The sequence below is a fragment of the Planctomycetaceae bacterium genome (assembly GCA_041398785.1).
GTDB lineage: Bacteria > Planctomycetota > Planctomycetia > Planctomycetales > Planctomycetaceae > JAWKUA01.
On sequence record JAWKUA010000007.1, the window covers coordinates 123,850 to 144,229 of the forward strand.

General features: G+C 59.5%; 17 protein-coding genes. 3 read left to right on the forward strand and 14 right to left on the reverse strand.

What is annotated here, in order from left to right:
* Window positions 1-28 precede the first annotated feature (28 nt).
* The 5 genes from R3C19_10335 to ppdK all read right to left on the reverse strand — a co-directional run bounded on the left by R3C19_10335 (window position 29) and on the right by ppdK (window position 6,424).
* Window positions 29-391, reverse strand: a complete 363-nt coding sequence (locus R3C19_10335; protein ID MEZ6060750.1) for a four helix bundle protein — start codon at window positions 389-391, stop codon at window positions 29-31.
* 160 nt (window positions 392-551) lie between these two features.
* A complete protein-coding gene (locus tag R3C19_10340; protein ID MEZ6060751.1) occupies window positions 552-2,006 on the reverse strand; it encodes an efflux RND transporter periplasmic adaptor subunit in 1,455 nt (484 codons plus the stop codon).
* A gap of 273 nt (window positions 2,007-2,279) precedes the next feature.
* Window positions 2,280-2,570, reverse strand: a complete 291-nt coding sequence (locus R3C19_10345; GenBank protein ID MEZ6060752.1) for a hypothetical protein — start codon at window positions 2,568-2,570, stop codon at window positions 2,280-2,282.
* Between the two features lie 743 nt (window positions 2,571-3,313).
* A complete protein-coding gene (locus tag R3C19_10350; GenBank protein ID MEZ6060753.1) occupies window positions 3,314-3,565 on the reverse strand; it encodes a hypothetical protein in 252 nt (83 codons plus the stop codon).
* 126 nt (window positions 3,566-3,691) lie between these two features.
* Window positions 3,692-6,424: a pyruvate, phosphate dikinase gene (gene ppdK, locus R3C19_10355; GenBank protein MEZ6060754.1), complete on the reverse strand. Its 2,733-nt coding sequence runs from the start codon at window positions 6,422-6,424 to the stop codon at window positions 3,692-3,694.
* Window positions 6,425-6,747: 323 nt separating this feature from the next.
* Between ppdK and aroH the strand changes: the two genes are divergently transcribed.
* The gene (gene aroH / locus R3C19_10360; protein MEZ6060755.1) at window positions 6,748-7,119 is read left to right on the forward strand and encodes a chorismate mutase; all 372 of its coding nucleotides are present in this window, start codon (window positions 6,748-6,750) and stop codon (window positions 7,117-7,119) included.
* A gap of 141 nt (window positions 7,120-7,260) precedes the next feature.
* Here aroH and R3C19_10365 read toward each other — a convergent pair whose 3' ends face one another.
* Both R3C19_10365 and thyX read right to left on the reverse strand, forming a co-directional pair.
* Window positions 7,261-8,223: an Rpn family recombination-promoting nuclease/putative transposase gene (locus R3C19_10365; GenBank protein MEZ6060756.1), complete on the reverse strand. Its 963-nt coding sequence runs from the start codon at window positions 8,221-8,223 to the stop codon at window positions 7,261-7,263.
* Between the two features lie 82 nt (window positions 8,224-8,305).
* Entirely contained in the window at window positions 8,306-9,247 is a 942-nt protein-coding gene (gene thyX, locus R3C19_10370; GenBank protein MEZ6060757.1) for an FAD-dependent thymidylate synthase, read from the reverse strand.
* An 85-nt stretch (window positions 9,248-9,332) separates the two neighbouring features.
* On the opposite strand from thyX, the gene R3C19_10375 reads away from it, so the two are divergent.
* Window positions 9,333-9,818 carry a methylated-DNA--[protein]-cysteine S-methyltransferase gene (locus tag R3C19_10375; GenBank protein ID MEZ6060758.1) on the forward strand — a complete coding sequence of 162 codons (486 nt, stop codon included), beginning with the start codon at window positions 9,333-9,335 and terminating at the stop codon, window positions 9,816-9,818.
* A gap of 140 nt (window positions 9,819-9,958) precedes the next feature.
* On the opposite strand, the gene R3C19_10380 is transcribed toward R3C19_10375, so the two are convergent.
* Window positions 9,959-10,447 (reverse strand): hypothetical protein, encoded by a 489-nt coding sequence (locus tag R3C19_10380; protein MEZ6060759.1) that lies wholly within the window; start codon window positions 10,445-10,447, stop codon window positions 9,959-9,961.
* A 548-nt stretch (window positions 10,448-10,995) separates the two neighbouring features.
* Here R3C19_10380 and R3C19_10385 point away from each other — a divergent pair.
* A complete protein-coding gene (locus R3C19_10385; protein ID MEZ6060760.1) occupies window positions 10,996-12,111 on the forward strand; it encodes a beta-ketoacyl-ACP synthase III in 1,116 nt (371 codons plus the stop codon).
* A gap of 285 nt (window positions 12,112-12,396) precedes the next feature.
* Here R3C19_10385 and R3C19_10390 read toward each other — a convergent pair whose 3' ends face one another.
* From R3C19_10390 to R3C19_10415, 6 genes are all read right to left on the reverse strand, one after another.
* Entirely contained in the window at window positions 12,397-12,825 is a 429-nt protein-coding gene (locus R3C19_10390; protein ID MEZ6060761.1) for a 3-hydroxyacyl-ACP dehydratase FabZ family protein, read from the reverse strand.
* Window positions 12,826-12,829: 4 nt separating this feature from the next.
* Window positions 12,830-14,170 (reverse strand): sigma-54 dependent transcriptional regulator, encoded by a 1,341-nt coding sequence (locus R3C19_10395; GenBank protein MEZ6060762.1) that lies wholly within the window; start codon window positions 14,168-14,170, stop codon window positions 12,830-12,832.
* Window positions 14,171-14,427: 257 nt separating this feature from the next.
* On the reverse strand, window positions 14,428-15,627 hold the full coding sequence (locus tag R3C19_10400) for an aldose 1-epimerase family protein (protein MEZ6060763.1): 1,200 nt from the start codon (window positions 15,625-15,627) through the stop codon (window positions 14,428-14,430).
* A 69-nt stretch (window positions 15,628-15,696) separates the two neighbouring features.
* Complete coding sequence (locus R3C19_10405; GenBank protein MEZ6060764.1) at window positions 15,697-16,650, reverse strand: dihydrodipicolinate synthase family protein; 954 nt, start codon at window positions 16,648-16,650, stop codon at window positions 15,697-15,699.
* A 293-nt stretch (window positions 16,651-16,943) separates the two neighbouring features.
* Window positions 16,944-17,873, reverse strand: a complete 930-nt coding sequence (gene hemC, locus R3C19_10410; protein ID MEZ6060765.1) for a hydroxymethylbilane synthase — start codon at window positions 17,871-17,873, stop codon at window positions 16,944-16,946.
* Between the two features lie 159 nt (window positions 17,874-18,032).
* Complete coding sequence (locus R3C19_10415; GenBank protein MEZ6060766.1) at window positions 18,033-20,066, reverse strand: chloride channel protein; 2,034 nt, start codon at window positions 20,064-20,066, stop codon at window positions 18,033-18,035.
* Window positions 20,067-20,380: the final 314 nt, after the last annotated feature.

Genomic DNA, 20,380 nt, shown 5'->3' on the forward strand with positions numbered 1-20,380 from the left:
CCGGAGTCGAGAGTCGAGAGTACGGTGCTTACTTCGTTTCGGTTTTCAAACTGGTTCGAAGCCCACTGAGCATTCGTGCCAGTTCGTCGGCGTCGCGATAGACCGCATCAAAGCCTGATTCGGAGACCCAGCCTCGCCGCCTTGTGATCACCATTTCGGAGACGACTTCCATGACAGATCCGTACGCAATCTCGACGAATCGTGCGAAATCCGGGTTGGTTCCGCGGCCGCTTCCTTCGGCAATGTTTGCTGAGACCGATACCGCTGCGCGACGGAGCTGGCTGGTCAGTCCAAATCGCTCATCAACCGGAAAATGATTTGTGGCCTCGTAAATGTTGTCAGCAAGCTCCACCGCCGTCTGCCAAACAATCAGCTTCTCGAAGCGAAACATCTCAATATCCTCAACTCTCAACTCGACTCAATGACTATCGCCAATGACTATGCGCGTGCAGGTCCGCTCCGCCGCCGGACTGGTTTCGCAGAGTCATTTGCATCTGGTGAGCGCGGCATGGCAATGACGTCGCCGGGAAACAGAGAACCGTCGTTGGCGACTACCGTTGAGTACTGGTCGCGGTACTGAACATGCACCGGGACGCGGTCAAAATGGCTGCCGTTCTGCCGGAAGACGAACGACTCGTGCCTTCGCGAGCGATCGCTTCCACCGGCAGCACGATCTGTTCCGGCCATTCCTCAACCGGTACTCGAAGCTGGAGTCGCTGGCCGGGAAGGTATCGCCATTCCACATAGCGATTGCCGTCGGATCGCTTGTCGCGTGTGATTTCGTTGGGCAGCCGGACGTAAAAGTGAAGCGTCCGGGAATCCGTGTTGACCTGATTCGCCAGATATTCAATGTCCAGGCCGGTGACTTCGTGTCTGAGTTCGCCGGGTTGATCAAAGATCGCGTCGACCTTCCAGTCGTTTTCGGATGCCCGGCGAAGCTGGCTGATGTCCTGTTCGAACGCCAGCCCTTCAATGAACAGTTCTTCGTAGTCCGCAAGAATGCACAGCATTTCTCCGGCGCTGACCGACTGTCCCTTGTGAACGCTCATTTCCTGAACGACGAGTGGTCCGGTGTGGTCGCTGTGGTCTTCTTCGTCGTGCTGTGAGCGAACACGGCCGGAGTTGGTTCCTGCTGCGAATTCGCTGCCGCGATTGCCGCCGTTCTGCGAAGGCAGTGAAGTCGGCTGGAACGGCTGGCCGGAAAGCATGAGTTCATCATGGCTGTGATCGTCGACCGAAGGCGCAAAGATCTGCAGTTCACGAAGAAGCCGCCGGGCAGCTTCAATCTGCTGAATCTGTGCTTCCGAAAGCCCGTGCAGCCGCAGCGCCTCCCGCTGAGCCTGCAGCGACGATACCAGCTTGTCGCTGGCGTACTGGCGTTCCAGCAGTGTTCGGCGAGGAACGACACCGCTTTGTGTAGCGTCGGACAGGCGCGCGATCTCACGCCGCTCGACATCCAGTTCCCCCAGCGTCATCACAAACGTTGTCTGCGCCTGCACAAGATCTTCGTGAGTCAGCCGGATCTGAAACAGCAGCGTTCCCGGTTCAACGGCTTCGCCCTGGACGACGTGCGCGTGCGTGATGACGCCGGTCATGGGTGTCGCCACCTGCACGCGAGTGCGCCCGGGCCGTTCCGCAACGATCGCCGGCACCGTAATCGACCTGCGAAACGTCTGCAGGCTGACGGGCCGAAGCGTGTCCGCCGTCAGGCCGATGTTGCGAAGCGCCTGGTCCGATAGTTCCAGCGACTCGGTCTCCTCATGACCGGCGTGGGCTGCGTGATCGTGGCCTGAATGATCGTGGCTGGCATGAGCATCCGGTTCTTCTCCGTGGCCGTCAGCATCCGCCGCCGCGCCGGTCGGCCGGAACGACGCGATCACGCGCTGCACCCAGGTGTTGGCCACCGGTACCCAGGTATTCCTGGAAACTCCGGCCGCGATCGCAATCACCGCCGACGTCACGATCAAGAGCCACTTGACGGAGATTTTCCTGAGTACGTTGTTCATCGTCTGAGGCTTCCGACTGGAGAACGACGCGGGATTTCGCGCCGGTTGGAAATGATTCACGTGCAATGCTGCGCGTCGATGAGAACATCCGCACGCAGGGCCGCAGCCGACCAGCAAGTCAGTTGACGTGGTCGCCGGGACTCTCGCGTCAATGGCAATGACCAGGAAGCGTTCGACGTTCAGCCCGACCGGATCAATCGCCGCGCGAAAGACTCGCGCGAAGCCGGCTGACTGCGTCCGTCAGCGAGACGCCTGCCTGTGCGATTCCGGCGTCTACAGTCGCCACACCTGCGACTGCGCGCGCAGGGGCTGCGCCGGGAACTGCCGTCCCACAGCATTCGGCAGTCCGGCAGGCCGGACGGTACAACCGCGGGAAAGCGTCGTCGCGGCGTCAGTGCTGAACGCCGGAAACCGGTCCGACGCTGCCAGCCCGATACCCGCTTCGTCCGAAGGTTCAGCCGTCACGTAGCGGCAATCCGGCTCATCACACGGTGCGGGACCGCCCGGAGACGGATCGTCGGAGTGCCGTTCCGTCGCGTCCTCGTGATCAACGTCATGAGACACTGACGGATGTCGTGGCTGGCCGTGATGGTGCCGGCATTCATCCGCACCGGCAACGCTCGCGTGTCGCGAATCCGCCGAATGCGCGTGATGGACACAGCACCCGAGCAACGCGTGCAGCGTTACCGCAACTGTCGTGGCAATTGTCAGGGTCGTGTGCAACATGCCGAACCGGGATTCTTCAAGGCGACGGCGAAAAGGTAACTGGTTCCAACTGCAAGCTGTCGGCAGAACAGCCGTTTCGCCAACTCACAATCGTGATCTGTTCCCAATCCGTTTCTGATAAATTCGTGGCCGTGTTCGACCACGTTCTATCGAACTGTCGGCGTACGGTCTACCGCGATCGTACCGACAGTACAAAGGCAAACGGTGCGCCAATCTGATGAACTGCGCCGAAAGATAGAATCATTTGCACGTCGACACAGAAACGGAAGCCGGTACGAAATCGCCGCAGCAGGTGTGCAGATCGGATTCGCCGCCCGGACTGCCCACCGACGACACGATCGCGGCGTTGTCCGCCCTGAGTCCGGCGAATCTCCGGCGGCCTTTGCGGGACAATGAAAGCTGCGGCTGCGGTGTCGTCGATCTGACTCCCCGGTCGTCATCATGACGAAAGCTGCGATGGCTGAATAGCGCTGAAGACCGTGGCGGTCCACGCAATGCCGGCAAGTGCAGCGTCAGAGCAAGTCAACTTCCCGCGCGAACGAGTTGCTGCCCGACCGGAGCGGGCGGGCGCGAACTTCGAATCATTCGTCGGCGGAGGCTGCGGCTTCCTGCTTTGCAGCCTTACGTTCCGCAGCGGCGGCTTCGCGTGCTTCGATGCCCTTCACGGCAATCATCCGCCGCTTTAGAGCCCTGACATCGGCATTCAGCGACCGCCATTTCGGATTCTTCGACCGTTTCTTCGCGTCCACTTTCTGCGCATCGAGCTGTTTTTCCCAGCGCAAAAGATCTTCCTGAGCGAGCTTCAATTGACGCTCAATGCGTTGGCGGTCCATGTCGTTATCAATCCGGTATTCGATGCGGAGGGCAGGTACAGCAGGCGGGGATTGTGACAGCCCTCCCGCGATTGTTCAACGTGAAAGACGGCGAATTCCGCCGTCACAGACCCCGGTATCGGCGTCCTACGATCCGGCCACAGCGGCCTGAGCGGCTGCCAGCCGGGCAATCGGAATTCGGCGTGGCGAGCAACTGACGTAGTCCAGTCCGATTTCGTGACAGAAATAGACCGAACGCGGGTCGCCGCCGTGTTCGCCGCAAATGCCGATCTTCAGGTTTTCACGAGTACTGCGGCCGTCTTCGACAGCGATGCGCATCAGCCGGCCGACTCCCGTGGGGTCAACAGTCTGGAACGGGTCGGCAGGGACGATGTCGTTCTCGGTGTAGTAGCCGATGAAGCCCTTGTAGTCGTCGCGGCTCATACCCAGACACGTCTGCGTCAGGTCGTTCGTTCCGAAGCTGAAGAATTCCGCGGTCTTTGCGATTTCTCCGGCAGTCAGTGCCGCACGCGGAATTTCGATCATGGTGCCGATCATGAAATCCACTTCGACGCCCTGCTCCTGAAACACGGTCTTCGCGGTTTCCCGGATAACGTTCGTCTGGTTGTCCACTTCTGACTTGTATCCGGCCAGCGGGATCATGATTTCCGGGAAGCAACTGATGCCCTGCTTCTTCAGGTTACACGCGGCTTCCAGGATTGCGCGAGCCTGCATTTCCGTGATTTCCGGGTAGACGATACCCAGGCGGCAGCCGCGGTGTCCCAGCATGGGGTTCGTTTCCACGAGTTCATGCACACGCCGATCGACATCCGCCGGAGTCACACCAAACGCCTCCGCCAGCTTGTTTGCCAGTTCCTCATCTTCCTGCAGATGGTGGTGCGAAAGAAACTCATGCAATGGCGGATCGAGCAGACGAATCGTGACCGGCCGGTCTCCCAGCACCTTGAACAGGTGCGTGAAGTCATCTCTCTGGAACTGCAGCAGCTTGGCCAGTGCCTTCGCGCGATCGGCCTTGGTCCGTGAGAAAATCATCTCCCGAATTTCGTCCAGATGATCAAAGAACATGTGCTCCGTGCGGCACAGCCCGACGCCTTCCGCACCGAGCCGGACGGAAGCTTCCGCGTCGTGCGATTCCGTGTTGGCTCGCACTTTCAGCGTGCGGTGCTCATCAGCCCACGCCATCAACTGAGCGTATCGCTGGTACGTTTCGGATTCTTCGGGCTTCTTGTTGCCCATCAGAACTTCCATGACTTCCGACGGCGTGGTGTCGATACGACCGTTGAAGACTTCGCCGCTGAAACCGTCGATGGAAATCCAGTCGCCTTCCTTCAGGACCGTTTTTCCGACCGTGACGGTTCCCGCTTCGTAGTCGATGTGAAGTGCCGAACAGCCGCAGACACACGTCTTTCCCATCTGTCGGCTGACCAGAGCCGCATGGGAGGATGCTCCCCCGAACGCCGTAAGAATTCCTCTGGCGACCTTCATTCCGCGAAGGTCTTCCGGACTGGTCTCCTTGCGAACCAGAACCAACTGTGCGTTGTTGTCGGCGTTCCATGTGGCTTCAGCATCGGACGCATGAAACACAATCTGTCCCGTGGCAGCTCCCGGCCCGGCGTTGATACCTTTGGCCAGCAGACGGTCCTCCTTTTCCGCTCGCGCCTTGGCCTTTGGATCGAAAATCGGCTGCAGCAACTGGTTCAGGTCGTCCGCCGGAATCCGTCGCTTCTCCAGAGCGGTCTTTGCGTCAATGAGACCTTCGTTGACCAGATCGACGGCGATGCGAACCGCCGCAAAACCGGTTCGTTTGGCGTTGCGAGTCTGCAGCATCCAGACCTTGCCGCGTTCCACGGTAAATTCAATGTCCTGAACGTCCTTGTAATGCTGCTCCAGCGCCTTGCCGATGTTGTCGAGCTGTTGAAACGCTTCGGGTGCGTCTTCCGACAGCGTCTGTTCGACTCGCTTGGGAGTGCGAGTTCCCGCCACAACGTCTTCACCCTGCGCGTTGATCAGATAGTCACCGCAGAACCCGGGAGTTCCGTCGGAACAATTGCGAGTCAGGCCGACTCCTGTAGCGCAGTCGTCTCCCAGATTTCCAAACACCATCGCCTGCACATTCGTCGCTGTACCCCAGTCGTGCGGAATGCCGTACTGGCGACGATACACCATCGCACGGTCGTTCATCCAGCTTCCGAACACAGCGCCGATGCAGCCCCAGAGCTGTTCCATCGGGTCTTCCGGAAAATCGATGCCCGCGTGCTTTTTGATGACGGCCTTGAACTGCGTCACGATTTCCTTCAGCACATCAACCGACAGGTCCTTTTCATGGTCGACGCCGGCCTTATGCAGCGCTTTCTCCAGGATGTCTTCAAACAGGTCCGGATCATTTTTGCTTTCCGGCTTCAGACCCAGCACGACGTCGCCATACATCTGGATCAGGCGGCGGTAGCTATCCCAGGCAAAATGTTCGTTGCCGGACTGGCGAATCAGAGCCTGGACGACTTTTTCGTTGATACCGATATTCAGCACCGTGTCCATCATGCCAGGCATGGATTCGCGGGCACCGGAACGGCACGACAGCAGCAGCGGATTTTCGGCGTCGCCGAACTTCTTTCCCATCACCTGTTCGGCATTGCGAATCGCGTCGTTGACCTGATCCCGCAGTTCCGGCGGATACTGACGATTGTTCGCGTAGAAATACGTGCAGACTTCTGTCGTGATGGTAAACCCCGCCGGCACCGGCATTCCGATGCGGCTCATTTCCGCAAGATTGGCCCCCTTGCCGCCCAGCAGAGACTTCTGCGTTGCATTGCCGTCAGCCTTGCCATCACCGAAAACGTAAACGTACTTATGGTCAGCCATCGAGTATGAACCTCATGAACTTGCCACTGCTGCGCAGCCGCGCAGGAGTGTGAGCAGCGGAATGACACTGCCCGAAAGAAACCTCAACCCATTGTCGCACAACAGGTTGGGACGCTGTTGAAAGGGGCCGGCAGCGGCCGAAACGAGCGGGAACGGTAGCAACCGCGGATTCAAACTTCAAGCAGAGGAAATGCCGTTCAGAATCCAGAGAATCTGTGTTTTTCAGCGGGGATTCACGTTCCCGCGGCAGCCCCTGACTTGCGGGAAGATACCGCATGAGAAACACTGCCCGATCGTTCATTTCGCGTGGGAGAGTTCTGACAATGGCCGTTCGTGGGATTCGCGGAGCTACCTGCGTGGACGCAGACGAACCGGGCCTGATTCGCGAAGCGACGCGCGAGCTGATCGAAGCGATTCTGCACCGCAACGAAATCACCGACTTCGACGATGTGATTTCCGCCGTGTTCACAACGACCGATGATCTGCATTCACTGTTTCCCGCCGAAGCAGCACGGCTCATCGGAATGAACACTGTCCCCCTGCTGTGTGCCCGTGAGATTCCGGTGCCGGGATCGATGCCACTGTGCATTCGCGTCTTGCTGCACGTCAACAGCAAACGGACTCCCCGTGAAATCGAACATGTTTACCTTCGGTCCGCCGCAAAACTGCGTCCTGACATGAACAGCGCTCAATAGTGGAGACCGCTCCCGAAGTCTGATGCATGACTCCGGCAACGCCGATCACACCGAGCACGGGATCGCGTCATGGAGCCAAACCGAAGCGATCACGCGGCAGAAGCCGCATTGCGCGGGCGCGGCGGGAAAGCTGTCGGCGATTCAGGAGTCGCGATTTCGCAGACGTTCCTGCAGCCGATCCTGCAGCAACGACAAGTCAGCGGCGGAGCGGTTGCCGAGATCGTCCATCGACGAAACGGCATCGCCCAGTAACTCCTGCAACATCTGGATTCGTCCCGCGATCAGCCCTTGCCGCTGACCCTCGTTCCGTCCTTCCTGGCGTCCTTCCTGGCGTCCGGCTTCGATGCCCTGCTCTCGTCCCTGAAGAATTCCCGTCTGAAGCCCCTCTTCCCTGGCGGCAATCAGGCGAGCTTCCTGATCATGGAGGAACTTCATGCGGGCTTCGTAAAACTGCCGGTCTTCGGGTGTCTTCGAAATCATGTTCAGAATCTCCACGGCTTCCGTGTATTCCGGTTCATCAAGAACGTGAACCAATTCCTCCGCGTCGGCGTCGCGTGCGTTCTTCAGCAAGTATAGCCACTTCTCCAGCCTGGAAAACTGCGCAATCGTCCGGCCCTCCGATCGGAATTTGGGAAGCTCCAGAGTGTGGAATTCCAGGTCATTGGTGAACACCAGCGGCTGCTGGTCGCATCGCAGCCGGAAACTCAGGTGGGCTTCGTCAAACTCACCGAACAGCGTCCTGCTCAGCACGCAGATGCTGAGCGCCGGGCGCAATCGAAGATACCGTTCGCCGGCGGAAATCTGGCGGACGTAGTTCAGACAGTTGTAATACGTCAGGCGCCTGGGAAGGTGGGTCGGCAGCGTCGTCTGCATTTCGATGTTGAATTGCCGCCCGGTCGCATCCCGGGCCAGCACGTCCAGAATGGCAAGCTTGTCTTCGGATCGTTCCCTTCCCAGGATCGGATTCAGGAACTCAACTTCCGTGACCGGCTCCGAAAAATCCAATACCGCGTTCAGAAAGTGAATCGTAACGCGAGGGTGCTCCGGACTTCCCAGCAGCAACTTGAATGCAAAATCCACTGTGGGATCAATTCCCAGTGCCATCAGCCTGCCACAATCTGCTGGTCGTTACGTCACCATGACGGGGCGGAGCCTCCGGTCATCGCGATCGACGAGTGTCATTCGTCTACAGATCTCCGGAACTCAACAGTCCCAGTCGGTGAAGCTTGCCGCGGCATTCGTCGCGCTCACGGCTGCGTGTCAGCGAGGACCATGCGGGATCCTGAGCCGCCAGAAACGCTTCTTCGCTGAACGGAGGTGACTGGCCGCACGATGCCGCATTGGCGGTCAGCCGCTGAACGACGCCGCAATCAAGTCGCGTCAGAAACATGGCGTTCATGCGGTAATCCTGAAACGCTTCCCACACGACTGGAAACAGCGGTTGCACGATCTGCTCGCCAATCGTGGCGGCATAACTGCGAATCTCCAGTTGAGCGTGGCTGTCCATTCGCAGCGCCAGGAAATGCAGCAGGTTATGCAGATCGATCTTCCAATAAGCTTCGGTATAAGTTGACAGCGGAAGGTCCTTGCGAGCCTGTTCCCGGGCGACGCCGGTTTCAATGCGTTCGGTATAGACTTTCTTCATCTGCTGATGCAAATCCGCTTCCTGCTGAGTCAGCTTTTCTCCCAGCTCGGCGGCGAGCGGTTCACCGCTGCCCTGCCGGTTCGATTCCGCCTGGGTCCGCCACTGATCGGCAGGCGTCGTCTGAGCGGCGTCGATCGCCAGAGAATACCGGGTGCTGTATTCGTTGACATTGGCCGTGCGATGCCGAATCCACTGCCGCCAGCAATCCATGGGCACGCGGACCAGAATCTTGATTTCCGCCATTTCGAACGGAGTCGTATGGCGATGCCGAAGCAGATACCGAATCAGCGTGCGGTCGTCGGAAACGCGTTTGGTACCTTCACCGTAACTCACGCGAGCCGCCTGGACGACACTGCTGTCGTCGCCCATAACATCGACCAGACAAACGAATCCGTCATCCAGCACGGGGAACTTTTTCCAGCGAAGTTCATTGACCAACTGCTGGTGTTCATCGTTGGATGTCGGTTCGGCGGCGCTGGACATGAGCGGGTTCCGGAGCGAAGTTTTCGTTTTCGGGACGCGAACTGTAAGATCTGAACCGAGCGATTCCAGTCTCAGGAGAACACCGATGTTTTACACGTGGATGAATGACACTCCGATCGGCCGGCTGCTGATTGCCGGCGAACAATTGGCACTGAAGTACGTGCTGTTCGACAATGGTCCGGGGCGTGACCGCAATCGCCAGCCCCGACCGGACTGGGAAGAAAACGCGGCGATGCTGCAGGAACCGGTTCGGCAACTGAATGCGTACTTTCGCGGTCAGCTGCGGCACTTCGATCTTCCGCTTGCCGCCGACGGAACCGAATTTCAAAAGCAGGTCTGGTCGGCGCTGTCCGCAATTCCCTTCGGAGAAACCACCAGCTACGGCGAAATCGCTCGCGCAATCGGCCGCTCGCAGGCTTCGCGAGCGGTGGGCATGGCGAATGGACGAAATCCCATCTCCATTGTCGTCCCCTGCCATCGCGTCATCGGCAGCAGCGGAAAACTGGTTGGCTACGGCGGCGGCCTGGACCGCAAAACGACGCTGCTGCGATTGGAAGGTGTCGCGGTGTAACGCTGCCCGGACAGGCATCGCAATCCGGAAATGCAAACAGCCGCCGCGCGACTGCAGGGATCGCGAGGCGGCTGAGAGATTTCGTTGGGCACCGTCGGGACGGATGCATTCGATCCGGCCCGTTTCGGGCTCAGGCGGGCCTAATGATGGTGACCGCCGTCCGCTGTATGGTCACAATCCCTGCAGCGAGGATCCGGCTGACGAGCAATATAGGCGGGACCATACTTCGACCGGTCTCCGCCGAGCACATATGGTGTGTATTCCATCCGGTAACCGTCACATGGACGGGCAAACAGGTTGCCGAATCCCCGCGGGCGGAACGAATCCTGAGCGCATCGGACACATTCATTCAGTGTGGCCGCGCGAGGCCGATACCAGGTCGTATAGGAATGCATGGGCATCGAAAAATGCTGAAACCCATGCCCCGCCGATCCCTCGCCGCCGAGGTCCGGCGACATTCGGTACTGGCTGAATCCGTTGAATCCGAAGCAGTCAGAATACTCATCCGCCGGCCCCACCGGCACGGGCTGAATGGCGGTTCCGCTGATCGCCCTGTCGTTCGCGTGAACGGCACTCTGGCCGATCAGTATCGCGAACACGAAAACGGATATGTGGCTCCTGAATCGCATCCTGCATTCCTCCTGGTGAATTGCCGGCCAGTGGCCGGTTACGGTCCGTGTCAGACTCCATGTGGTTCGGTAAATCGTCTGCATACTACGGACGGTTGGAGCGAATTCTGCCGCAGCCGTCATTCGCGTTTGGTTTCGCTGCCGGTTGTCCGCCGTATGCCGGATTCTCTTCAAATTCCGCAGTCCGATGACACGTTCGATTCGCAGTCAGCGCAGCATCGACAGCGCTTCGCCTACCGGCAAAGTCTTCCTGGTCCGCCGAACCAGGCAGGGGACACCGGCGAACACGACCAAACGCGGCTGTATGGGATCGCGACCGTTGATCCGCGGATCGCAACCAGCCGCATTTCGGTCACTCCGCAGTGAAATGTCGGCAATCGCGGGATTTTGCGAGGTTTTCAAGGGAACGATCACTCGGTAAACTTCTGCGGTAAGTCAACGGGCATCACAGCCTTCTGCCGGCCTTTTCCCCGGCCCATTCCGGCAGTTCCCGGCTTTTCCAGTTGCGAATGCCATTGGAGCAAACGCATTCAATTCGGGCATTCTTCATGAATTACCAGAACACTCAGGCAACCGAACCGGGGATCAACCCGGAACTGGTTCGACGAGCCTTGCAGCCGAATTTCGAAAATACCGACGCGGATACTCAGCGAATTCTCTTTCGTCGTTCTGACCGAACGTGCCGTCTGACGGGAGTCAGCATTCGATCCATCGGAACCTGCGTCCCGGACCTGGTCATTTCGAACGAGTCACTTGAGCAGCAATACGGATTTGAACCCGGCTGGATCGAACGCCGAACCGGCATCCGGCAGCGCCGCTATGCCGCAGCCAACGAAGGAACAAGTGACCTGGCTGTCAGAGCGGCCCGGCAGGCGATCGCGGCGGCCGGTGTCGATCCGTCGGAAATTGATTTGCTGGTCGTCGGCACCTTTACACCCGACTACACGTGCCCGTCGACCGCCTGTCTGGTGCAGCAGAAGCTGGGCCTGGACGTTCCCGCGATGGACCTGTCCGCCGCGTGTTCCGGATTCATGTATGCGCTGGCAACGGGCGCTCAGTTCGTCGCCACGGGCAATTCCAAACTGGCTCTGATCATCGGAGCGGATATTAACAGTCGCATCGTGGACCCGACCGATCAGCGGACGTCGCCGCTGTTTGGAGACGGCGCCGGAGCTGTCCTGCTTGGCGCCGGAAGCGACCAGCAGGGCCTGGTGTGTTATCAGCTTGGTTCCGACGGAGCCGGCGCTGAACTGCTGGATCGTCCGGTCGGTGGCAGTCGCCGGCCGCTCACGGCAAAGTGCGTTGCCGACGGTCGCCACTTTCTCCGGATGGACGGTCGCAACGTCTTCAAGTGGGCCATTCAGGTCGTTACGGAAACGATTGAACTGATCCTGGAACGAAGCGGACATTCCGTGGACGATGTGCAGTTGTTTGTGCTGCACCAGGCAAACATCCGGATCATCGACAACGCCATGAAGGCCCTGGGAATCCCGCCGGAGAAGGTCTTCAACAACCTGTCACGCATCGGAAACACGTCAGCGGCATCGATACCGATCGCGCTGGACGAAGCTCAGCAACAGGGACATCTGAAACCCGGCGATCTCGTCCTGATGTGCGGTTTCGGAGCAGGCCTGACCTGGGGCACCGGCCTGTTTCGGTGGTAACACCCGACGCCGCGCTGCCCGGAACCCGCGACGACTCGGCTCCAATTGCAGGGTCGATATCAGCGTAGTGTCCCGTCCATCGTAAACTGATTTGTGCCACTGGCTGTGCACAGTGCCCTGTGCTCCGGAAAACACTGGCACAGCCAGTAGCACACGACCCGCAGATCCACGCCGGACAAAGCAGTAGCGGCACGCGAACTCGAAACACGTCATCCTACGCGCTGAATCGAATCAGAGCGTCGATCACAAATTGGACGCTCTCCGGGGAACGCGGGTGCGAAGAACTCAGTTCACTCTCGCGGCAGTGCATACGAATTCCAGGCGGGAAGTCACCTTGCCGTCCACCGTAACCTTCCCGGTCAGGTAGAAGGCATTGGACAGTCGTTCGGTGAGTTCCACTTCCATCTGAATCGTCTCGCCGGGGCGAATCATGCGACGGAACTGCGTGTTGTTCTGTCGAGTGACCACGGGCACTTCTCCGTTGCCGACTTCAATCAATTGCGAAATCAGGACAGCGCCGGCCTGAAAGCAGGCTTCGCACTGCAGGACGCCGGGGAACACCGGAAAGCCGGGATAATGTCCCTGAAACACGGGCAGATCGGCGGGCAGGTGTTTCTTCGCGACGATTCGCCGGTCGGAGATCTCCGTCACTTCGTCCAGCCACAGAAACGGAGCGCGGTGAGGAATGCAGGACTGGATCTGATCGATGTTCATTCCGTCACAGCTCGATCTTCAGCTCTTCGATCTTGCGGTACAGACTGGACAAGCCAAGCTTCAGGCGGCGAGCCGCTTCCTTCTTGTCCGGGCACTGCTTCAGAACTCGCGTGATGTGCAGGCGTTCGTAGTGCCTGAGCGCCGAACGCAGGTCGTCCGTATCCGGAAGACTGCTGCCCAGCCCAAGCAGATCGGGAGGCAGGTCCTGCGGCAGAATCTCATCACCTTCGCACATCATCACAGCGCGTTCGACGGCGTTATCGAGCTGCCGGACGTTGCCTTTCCAGTGAGCGGCCATCAGCGTGCGAATCGTTTCGCTGGTGGCTCCGGTCACGCGTTTGCCCATCGCTTCGCAGTGGCGCGCCATGAAGTATTCGACCAGTTCCGGAATATCGTCCAGGCGTTCACGCAGCGGCGGAATGCGGATCTTGACGCCGTCCAGCCGGTAGAACAGATCTTCCTGAAAATTTCCGTCGGCCACTTCCCGCATCAGGTCGCGCGAGGTGGCGGCAATGATTCGAGCATTGACCTTGATCGTTTCCGACGCGCCGGACGGCATGATTTCCTGGTACTCGATCGCCCGCAGCAGTTCCGCCTGGGTGCCGGGGGGAAGCTGTGCGATTTCATCCAGAAACACCGTTCCCTGACCCGCGGTACGAAACAGCCCTGACTGGCCTCCCTTGACGCCGAACAACTGGCTTTCCAGTAGTTCCACGGGGCGAGTACCGCAATTGACGGCCAGGAACTTCTCGTCCTTGTTTGGTCCCGCCATGTGAATTTCGCGGGCGAACAGTTCCTTGCCGGTTCCCGTTTCGCCAACCAGCAGGACGTTGGAATTTGTCGCCGCCACTTTACGGATAGTCTTCAACAGGTCCTGCAGCACACGACTGCTGCCGATGATCTGGTCGAAGCCGGCACTGCGGCTCAAATCCTTCCGCAGCCGCTGATTTTCAAGATACAAATCCTGAAACTTGAACAGCCGTTTCAGGCGATTGGTCAGTTCGTCAAAGATGACCGGCTTGACCAGGTAGTCGAACGCCCCGGCGGTGAATGCTTCGACCGCGTTTTCAACAGTGGCGTATGCGGAAATGATCAGAATGAACATCGCGGGATTGATGCGATGCAGCCGCCGCAGTAACTGGACGCCGTCGCCGTCGGGAAGCTGCACGTCGCAGACGCCGACGTCGTAGTCGCGTTCTCGAACGAGTTTCAAAGCGTCCGCGACGCTGGCGGCTGTGCCGACGTCGAATCCTTCTCCCGAAAGGAATTCCGCCAGTGTCTCCCGAATGATGTCTTCGTCTTCAACGATCAGGATGGATTTTTTCGTGAATGTCGGATCCGACACGCGATTGACTTTCTTTAGCCGAACAACTCAGGCTTTCGCCGAACAACTCAGGACGCTGTGACCAGTGGCCGTCCCGGGTTCCGCAGAGATAATGGCAGCGACGCGGCGGCGTTGCAATCTGACCGTCGCCGGAAACGCCATCAGAACCGAAATCCCCCGCGAATCGACTGCGTCGGGGAATCCGCGTCGGCCGTTGAGACCGTCAAACGTCCCAGAATCCGCGGCGCGGACCGATTCCGCACAGTGCATACGCCGGTTCACACGCCCGCGGGGCTCCAGCCGGACTTTGGTTTGGAATGAGTCACCATTTTCGACGTCTGCATCGCGTGGCATTCGTCCAGCAGGCGACTTACGGCAGCCTTGTTTTCGGCGATTTCGAAATCCAGTTCGAAATCGATTTCTTCGCCGGGGGCCAGCGTGATGACTCGGCCGTTTTGCCGTTCGAACGACCGATTGCAGGGAAACGACGTGGCCGGTTCCAGTCCGGTGACGTAGCCGTCGGCTTCCGACTGAGTGTTCTTCCACAGGGCGAACCACGGCAGGGATGAAACATCGAACCGGACGGCAAAGGCTTCCGTCAGCTTCGCAGCGGACAGAATCGCCAGTGCCCGACCGTCGGCATCCGCGAGGGGCTTCAAAAAGTACACCTGTTCCGCGTAATCGGTTTGTGGAGCCCCGTAGACGCTCCAGTCGTTGACATCCTCGGCCGCACGATCATCGCGCGGCGCCATTTCTTCGGCCGCCATATTGAACACCGCGCCGGCTCCAAGAAACGGCGGTCCCAGATTGCAGTGGTAAAGCAGTTCCACTTCCGCCGGCTGTGCCGACAGGTTCCGCACGGTATCTCGCACACGAAACATGCTGCTGCCGATCTGAGTGCTGAGCGTTGACGTCAGTTGCAGCCGACCTCCGAAAACGCTGGCTTCTTCGACAATTCCCGTGACGGAAATGACGCCGTCGTCATCAACGTCGCAGCGAACGTCATGCGCCGGCAGATTGGCGATGCGCCCATGCAGCGGAAGAAACTGTTCGGAAACCACACGGCCGTCGTCGTCGCGAACCGTGTCGGTCCCCGGCGCGCCGCTCCAGCCGAGTCCACAGCGACAAATCAGTTCGTTGAATCCGTCCAGCCAGCCAATTCCGCCCCGGCGGTTCTGATCAACAAACGCCGGATGCACGGGACGACGCACGGGCGAATTCCAGCCGAGTGAAATGCCGTCGCAGTCACCCTTCCAGACGCCCATTCCGCGAGTCGGCAGGATCGCCAGTTCCAGACGATCGTTGTTCAGCCAGATCACATCGACACCGTCAGAAAGCCCGCCGCTCAGCCGTTCATGCTGGACGAACCAGTCGGCGCCGCGCGACGATCTCAGCCCGGAGGATTCCGCATCCAGCGATGCTCCCTCCGCGTAGATTCCGTCGTCAAAACTAATCAGCGTCAGCGATTGGCGTGTCATGCGGGTCTCGCTGCCAGGCAGGCAAAAGCAGTCACAGGACGGCAGGTGTACGGTGCGACCCGCAGTGTGTCAAACGTCTGCTTTTCGAACCGGCTGTGGGTGGCAGGCAACGGGAGAATCCGCCAGCGACAGCAGTTCCGGAAGCCGTTCCCGAATCTGCAGTTCATGTTGCCGGCTGAGCGTCGGCAGCGGCGGAGCGACCTCAAAACCGCAGATCCTGCACAGGTGCATGGCGTATTTCAGCGCGGGAATCAGGTTCATTTCGCCATCCGGATCTCGGTACACGTCGCTGAATACGCGGTCGACGATTCCCTTCAGCCGCGAAACCTCCGCCGTGTCCTGACGCCGGGACGCGTTGAACAGTTCGACGTAGACATGCGGCAGCAGATTGGCTCCCCCGCAGACTCCGCCGTCAGCCCCCGCCGCGACGGCCTGAGGCACCAGTTCTTCCGGTCCCATGATGACCGAAAAGTCACCGCGACCGCCAAACCGCTGACACAACGTGCGAAAGTAGGTCAGGTCGCCGCTGCTGTCCTTGATCCCCAAGATGTTCGGATGCGACGCAAGCTGAGCAACGGAATCCGGTTCCAGATGAATTCCCACGCAACTCGGCATGTTGTACAGCATCAGCGGCAGAGCCGTTTCGTCCGCCAGTTTGCCGAACCAGTCGACAATCGACGCCTGGCTCACGCCAAAATAAAATGGAGCGGCTGCAACGATCGCGGAGGCCACACAACTGGCGGCGTGTTCCGCAAGATAGAGCGATTCGGCGAATGAACAGTCCGTGACGCCGACCAAAACAGGCACGCGTCCTTCGGCGACGCTGCACGCCCGCTCAACCATTTCGTATCGCATCGGATACGTCAGCGAAGGACCTTCGCCCGTAGTTCCCAGCACGAAAATTCCGCTGACGCCGCCGTCAACGACGTGGTCGATGACTCGATCCACCGCGTCGACGTCCAGCTTGTCGTACGACTTAATCGGCGTAACCAGCGGCGGGATGATTCCGGAAAAGGCGGTCATAGGAGATTCGTTGATTGGGAGATCGGAAAGCCACGCGAAATCGTCGCGTTCGTGGCGGATCGTATCAGTCTGCAGTATGTCCGAACACGCCTGCGATGCGCCGGCTATTTGCTTCGTTCGAACATTTTTCGCAAAACCCGGATGGAAGTCTGCCGCGAGCGGGGAAAAACGAGGCACTCAGGCTCGCGGCCGCATGAGTTGCGAAAGTGTCAGTGTCCGCCGCGGCCAGTTTCAATCATAACGTCCGCGACTCGGGACGCTGGAAGCCGTGTCGTGCGATGTTCACTTCGCGGCTATGTCCGCACAAGTTCTTCTCCGCCCGCCGTCAGCAATGCTCGAGCAACCGCACTGCCGATCGATTCCGGTTCGGCGGCGCTGCCGGTTTCTGTGGCTTCCAGACGATGTTCGCCGTTTGCACTCAGCAACACGGCCGTCAGCGTAAGTTCGTCACCGTCAAGTTCGGTCCATGCACCCAGCGGCGCGTGACAGCCGGCTCGCAGGTCCGCCAGCAGCGTCCGTTCGGCGGTCACGCATCGAGTAACAGAGACATTGCTGATGTTGTTCAGAATCGTCTGAGTCACCGTGTCGTCGGTTCGGCATTCAATTCCGATGGCACCCTGGCCGACAGCGGGAAACATCACGGGAGGCTCCAGCAGCAAACTGATGCGATCGGCCAGTCCCAGCCTCCGCAGTCCGGCTTCCGCCAGAACGATGGCGTCGAACTCACCGTCGTCGAGTTTTCGAATTCGTGTTTCCACGTTGCCGCGGATTTCTTCCGTCCACAAGTCACTGCGCCAGTGCAGCAACTGAGCCTGCCGGCGCGGGCTGCCGGTTCCGATGCGAGCCTTCGCCTTCAGTTCCGAAAGCCGGCTGATCGGACTCACATCCGAAGGCAGAATCAGCGCATCGCACCGCGGAGCTCGTCCGGGAACTGCCGCCAGCATCAGGCCATCAGCCGATTCCGTAGGCAGATCCTTCAGGCTGTGAACGGCGATCTCGCACTGCCGGTTCAGAACCGCCACCTGGACTTCGCGAGTGAACACGCCGGTGCCGCCGAATTGCCGCAACGGATCAGTCTGATTCGCATCACCTTCCGTGCGGATGTGGACGATGTCGACCGCGACATCCGCAGCCGCACTGCGAATGAGCGACGCGACATGTTCTGCCTGCCAGAGAGCCAGCCGGCTGGAGCGAGTGGCGATTCTGATTCTGTGCGTGGTCATCCGGGAACGATGTGAGCAAGAGGTGACGCGGGGTTTCGTACGGCTGTGGAAGTGCGGAGTCTTCAGTCTTCAGTCTTCAGTCGTCAGTCGTCAGTCGTCAGTCGTCAGTCGTCAGTCGGCCGACGGGAGGTGGTTCGGGAGATGGATGGCGTTGTGCAGTCAGACTTCCTGTTCGGCGGCCGCTTCCTTTCTTGCCAGCAGCAGCCGGTTGTAGGCGGCGATGGTCTCCTTGCGGCGAACCATCCCCAGCAGTCGTCCGGGTTCCTTCGGGTCGAGTACCGGGAGTTCGTCGATGTTTAGTGTCGTGAACTTGCTCAGCGCGACGTTCAGGTCGTCCGCTGGCGAGACGCTTAGAAAACGCGACACCATCACGTCGGAAGCGTCAGCCAGTTGCCAGATCGTTTCATCGTAAATGAACCGCCGAACATCGTCCGCCGAGAAGATGCCGACCATTCTTTCTTCGTCGTTGAGAACGGGAAAATAGTGCTGGTGAGTGCGGCTGACCAGCTTGACGATCTCAGACAAAGGCATGGCTTCCGGAACGCATTCGATCTTCCGATCCCGGCGATAGACATGGTCCACCGTCAGTCCTTCCAGAACATCCACCAGGAAATCGCCGCGGTGAGCCGGAGACTGCAGCCGGGACAAGACCTGTTTGCTGTACAGCGTCCACCGCTGTTCCATCAGGAAACACAGCGTCGAGACCCACATCGTGGGCAGCAGCAACTGATAGCTGCCGGTCATTTCGGAAACCATGATGATCGTCGAAATCGGCGCGTGGGCACACCCGGCGAAAAATCCGGCCATACCGACAATCCCGAAGGCACCCGGTTCCAGTTCCGGCCAGTAGCTCTTCGCCAGCGTTCCGAAGGCGACTCCCACACAGCCCCCGATCACCATCGAAGGACCGAACACACCGCCGGAGCCTCCGGAACTGATGGTCAGCGACGTCGTCAGGATCTTGAACAGAGCCACAATCAGCAACAGCTTGATCGTCACCGTTTCCGGTTCCTGCAAAGCCGTCTGCAGGACTCCGTATCCGGTCGACAGAACTCCCAGTAGCTTTCGCTGTTCCAGCCGCTGCAGGGCCGAAGCGCTGTCCGCGGCGTTGTCCGTGGACGACGAATCCGCACCCGTTGCCGTTGTCGCGTCGCCGACTTCGGACGCATGTGTTTCACTCCGCAGTGCAGCGACCTGCGCGTCCTTCGTCGGCAGCTGATTCATCAATCCGCCGTGCGGGCCGAATCCAAAGTACAGCGCCGCCGCGACAAGTCCGGCAAGTCCCGCTCCGATCGCCGGCCGAATGTGCCGCGGCCCGGGAAGCCGGTGAAACAGACTGTGAATGCCGTAGAAGCACTTGATGTAAAGAATTCCCACCAGAACCAGAACGATCGACATCAGACCGTACGGCACCAGTTCCGAGACCGACTTCATCGTGTATTCCGGCAGTTTTCCGAAGACGGTTTCGAAGCACTTTTCCGGAGGCAGCCCCAGCCCGTAAACCAGAAACAGTCCGTAAACCGAATACGCCACGATCGAAGCGATCGCTGTCGGCACGATGACTTCGGACTCCAGGTCGGCATCGCGGTACATGATTTCGCCGGCGAACAGTGCTCCGGCCAGGGGAGCCCGAAAGATGGCTCCGATGCCCGCGCCCATTCCCGCAGCCATCAGGACTCGCCGATCCCGCGCCGACAGTTTCAGAAGCTGCCCGAGACACGATCCCAGAGTCGCGCCGATCTGTGCGATCGGCCCTTCACGTCCGCCCGATCCGGCGGTTCCCAGCGTGATCGCCGACGCGATCGTTTTCACGAACGCAACACGCAGCGAGATGTTGCCGCGCTTGTTGTGAAAGGCATCGATCGCTCCGTCGGTGCCGTGACCTTCGGCTTCCGGAGCGAACGTGTAAACCAGCAGTCCTGACCCGATCCCGCCGCAGATCAGCACCGCAAGCAGCGCCAGAAACGAAAACGAAGTATCGGGGGGATGAAACAGATGCTGTTCGCCGGCGGCTTCGCCCGGCTGAAACCCGGCAAACTGAAGCAGGACAAATCGCACCACGATCTGACCAAGCACCTGAAACACGATGGCTCCGACGCCGGCCATGATTCCCGTGACCACGGCCAGCAGAAACCATTTCCCGTTGGTATGCAGATGGAAATGGCCGGCCAGCCGTCGAAACAAGGAACCCATTGTGATGTTGCCCGCTGCGAAATGACGTGCTTATTGGTTGCTGACTGCGCGAATGCCGATGAATGACAATCGGCGACGCGTCGCCGGCCGCGCGGCGCGGTTGCCTTGCCGATTGTTCAGGCTCGGCGAGCAATCGCCCTGGCCCGCAACGCAAACCCCGGCGAAACACACTCGCCCCTGTATCTTCGCGATTTTGCCGGCATTGCAACTGTCAGGCGGGCACTGCGCGAAGGATTCTGCAGATCCGTACCGGGATATCGACAACTGACGCGAAGACGCCACCGCAATTCAGAATCGTGTCTTCGGCACTGATC

Bases quoted from the DNA above. Each gene is read 5' to 3' on its own strand.
- R3C19_10365 (MEZ6060756.1), bottom strand. From the start codon at position 8,223: ATGGCACTGGGAATTGATCCCACAGTGGATTTTGCATTCAAGTTGCTG.
- thyX (MEZ6060757.1), bottom strand. From the start codon at position 9,247: ATGTCCAGCGCCGCCGAACCGACATCCAACGATGAACACCAGCAGTTG.
- R3C19_10335 (MEZ6060750.1), bottom strand. From the start codon at position 391: ATGTTTCGCTTCGAGAAGCTGATTGTTTGGCAGACGGCGGTGGAGCTT.
- R3C19_10400 (MEZ6060763.1), bottom strand. From the start codon at position 15,627: ATGACACGCCAATCGCTGACGCTGATTAGTTTTGACGACGGAATCTAC.
- R3C19_10340 (MEZ6060751.1), bottom strand. From the start codon at position 2,006: ATGAACAACGTACTCAGGAAAATCTCCGTCAAGTGGCTCTTGATCGTG.
- hemC (MEZ6060765.1), bottom strand. From the start codon at position 17,873: ATGACCACGCACAGAATCAGAATCGCCACTCGCTCCAGCCGGCTGGCT.
- R3C19_10385 (MEZ6060760.1), top strand. From the start codon at position 10,996: ATGAATTACCAGAACACTCAGGCAACCGAACCGGGGATCAACCCGGAA.
- R3C19_10380 (MEZ6060759.1), bottom strand. From the start codon at position 10,447: ATGCGATTCAGGAGCCACATATCCGTTTTCGTGTTCGCGATACTGATC.
- R3C19_10350 (MEZ6060753.1), bottom strand. From the start codon at position 3,565: ATGGACCGCCAACGCATTGAGCGTCAATTGAAGCTCGCTCAGGAAGAT.
- ppdK (MEZ6060754.1), bottom strand. From the start codon at position 6,424: ATGGCTGACCATAAGTACGTTTACGTTTTCGGTGATGGCAAGGCTGAC.
- R3C19_10375 (MEZ6060758.1), top strand. From the start codon at position 9,333: ATGTTTTACACGTGGATGAATGACACTCCGATCGGCCGGCTGCTGATT.
- R3C19_10405 (MEZ6060764.1), bottom strand. From the start codon at position 16,650: ATGACCGCCTTTTCCGGAATCATCCCGCCGCTGGTTACGCCGATTAAG.
- R3C19_10415 (MEZ6060766.1), bottom strand. From the start codon at position 20,066: ATGGGTTCCTTGTTTCGACGGCTGGCCGGCCATTTCCATCTGCATACC.
- R3C19_10390 (MEZ6060761.1), bottom strand. From the start codon at position 12,825: ATGAACATCGATCAGATCCAGTCCTGCATTCCTCACCGCGCTCCGTTT.
- aroH (MEZ6060755.1), top strand. From the start codon at position 6,748: ATGGCCGTTCGTGGGATTCGCGGAGCTACCTGCGTGGACGCAGACGAA.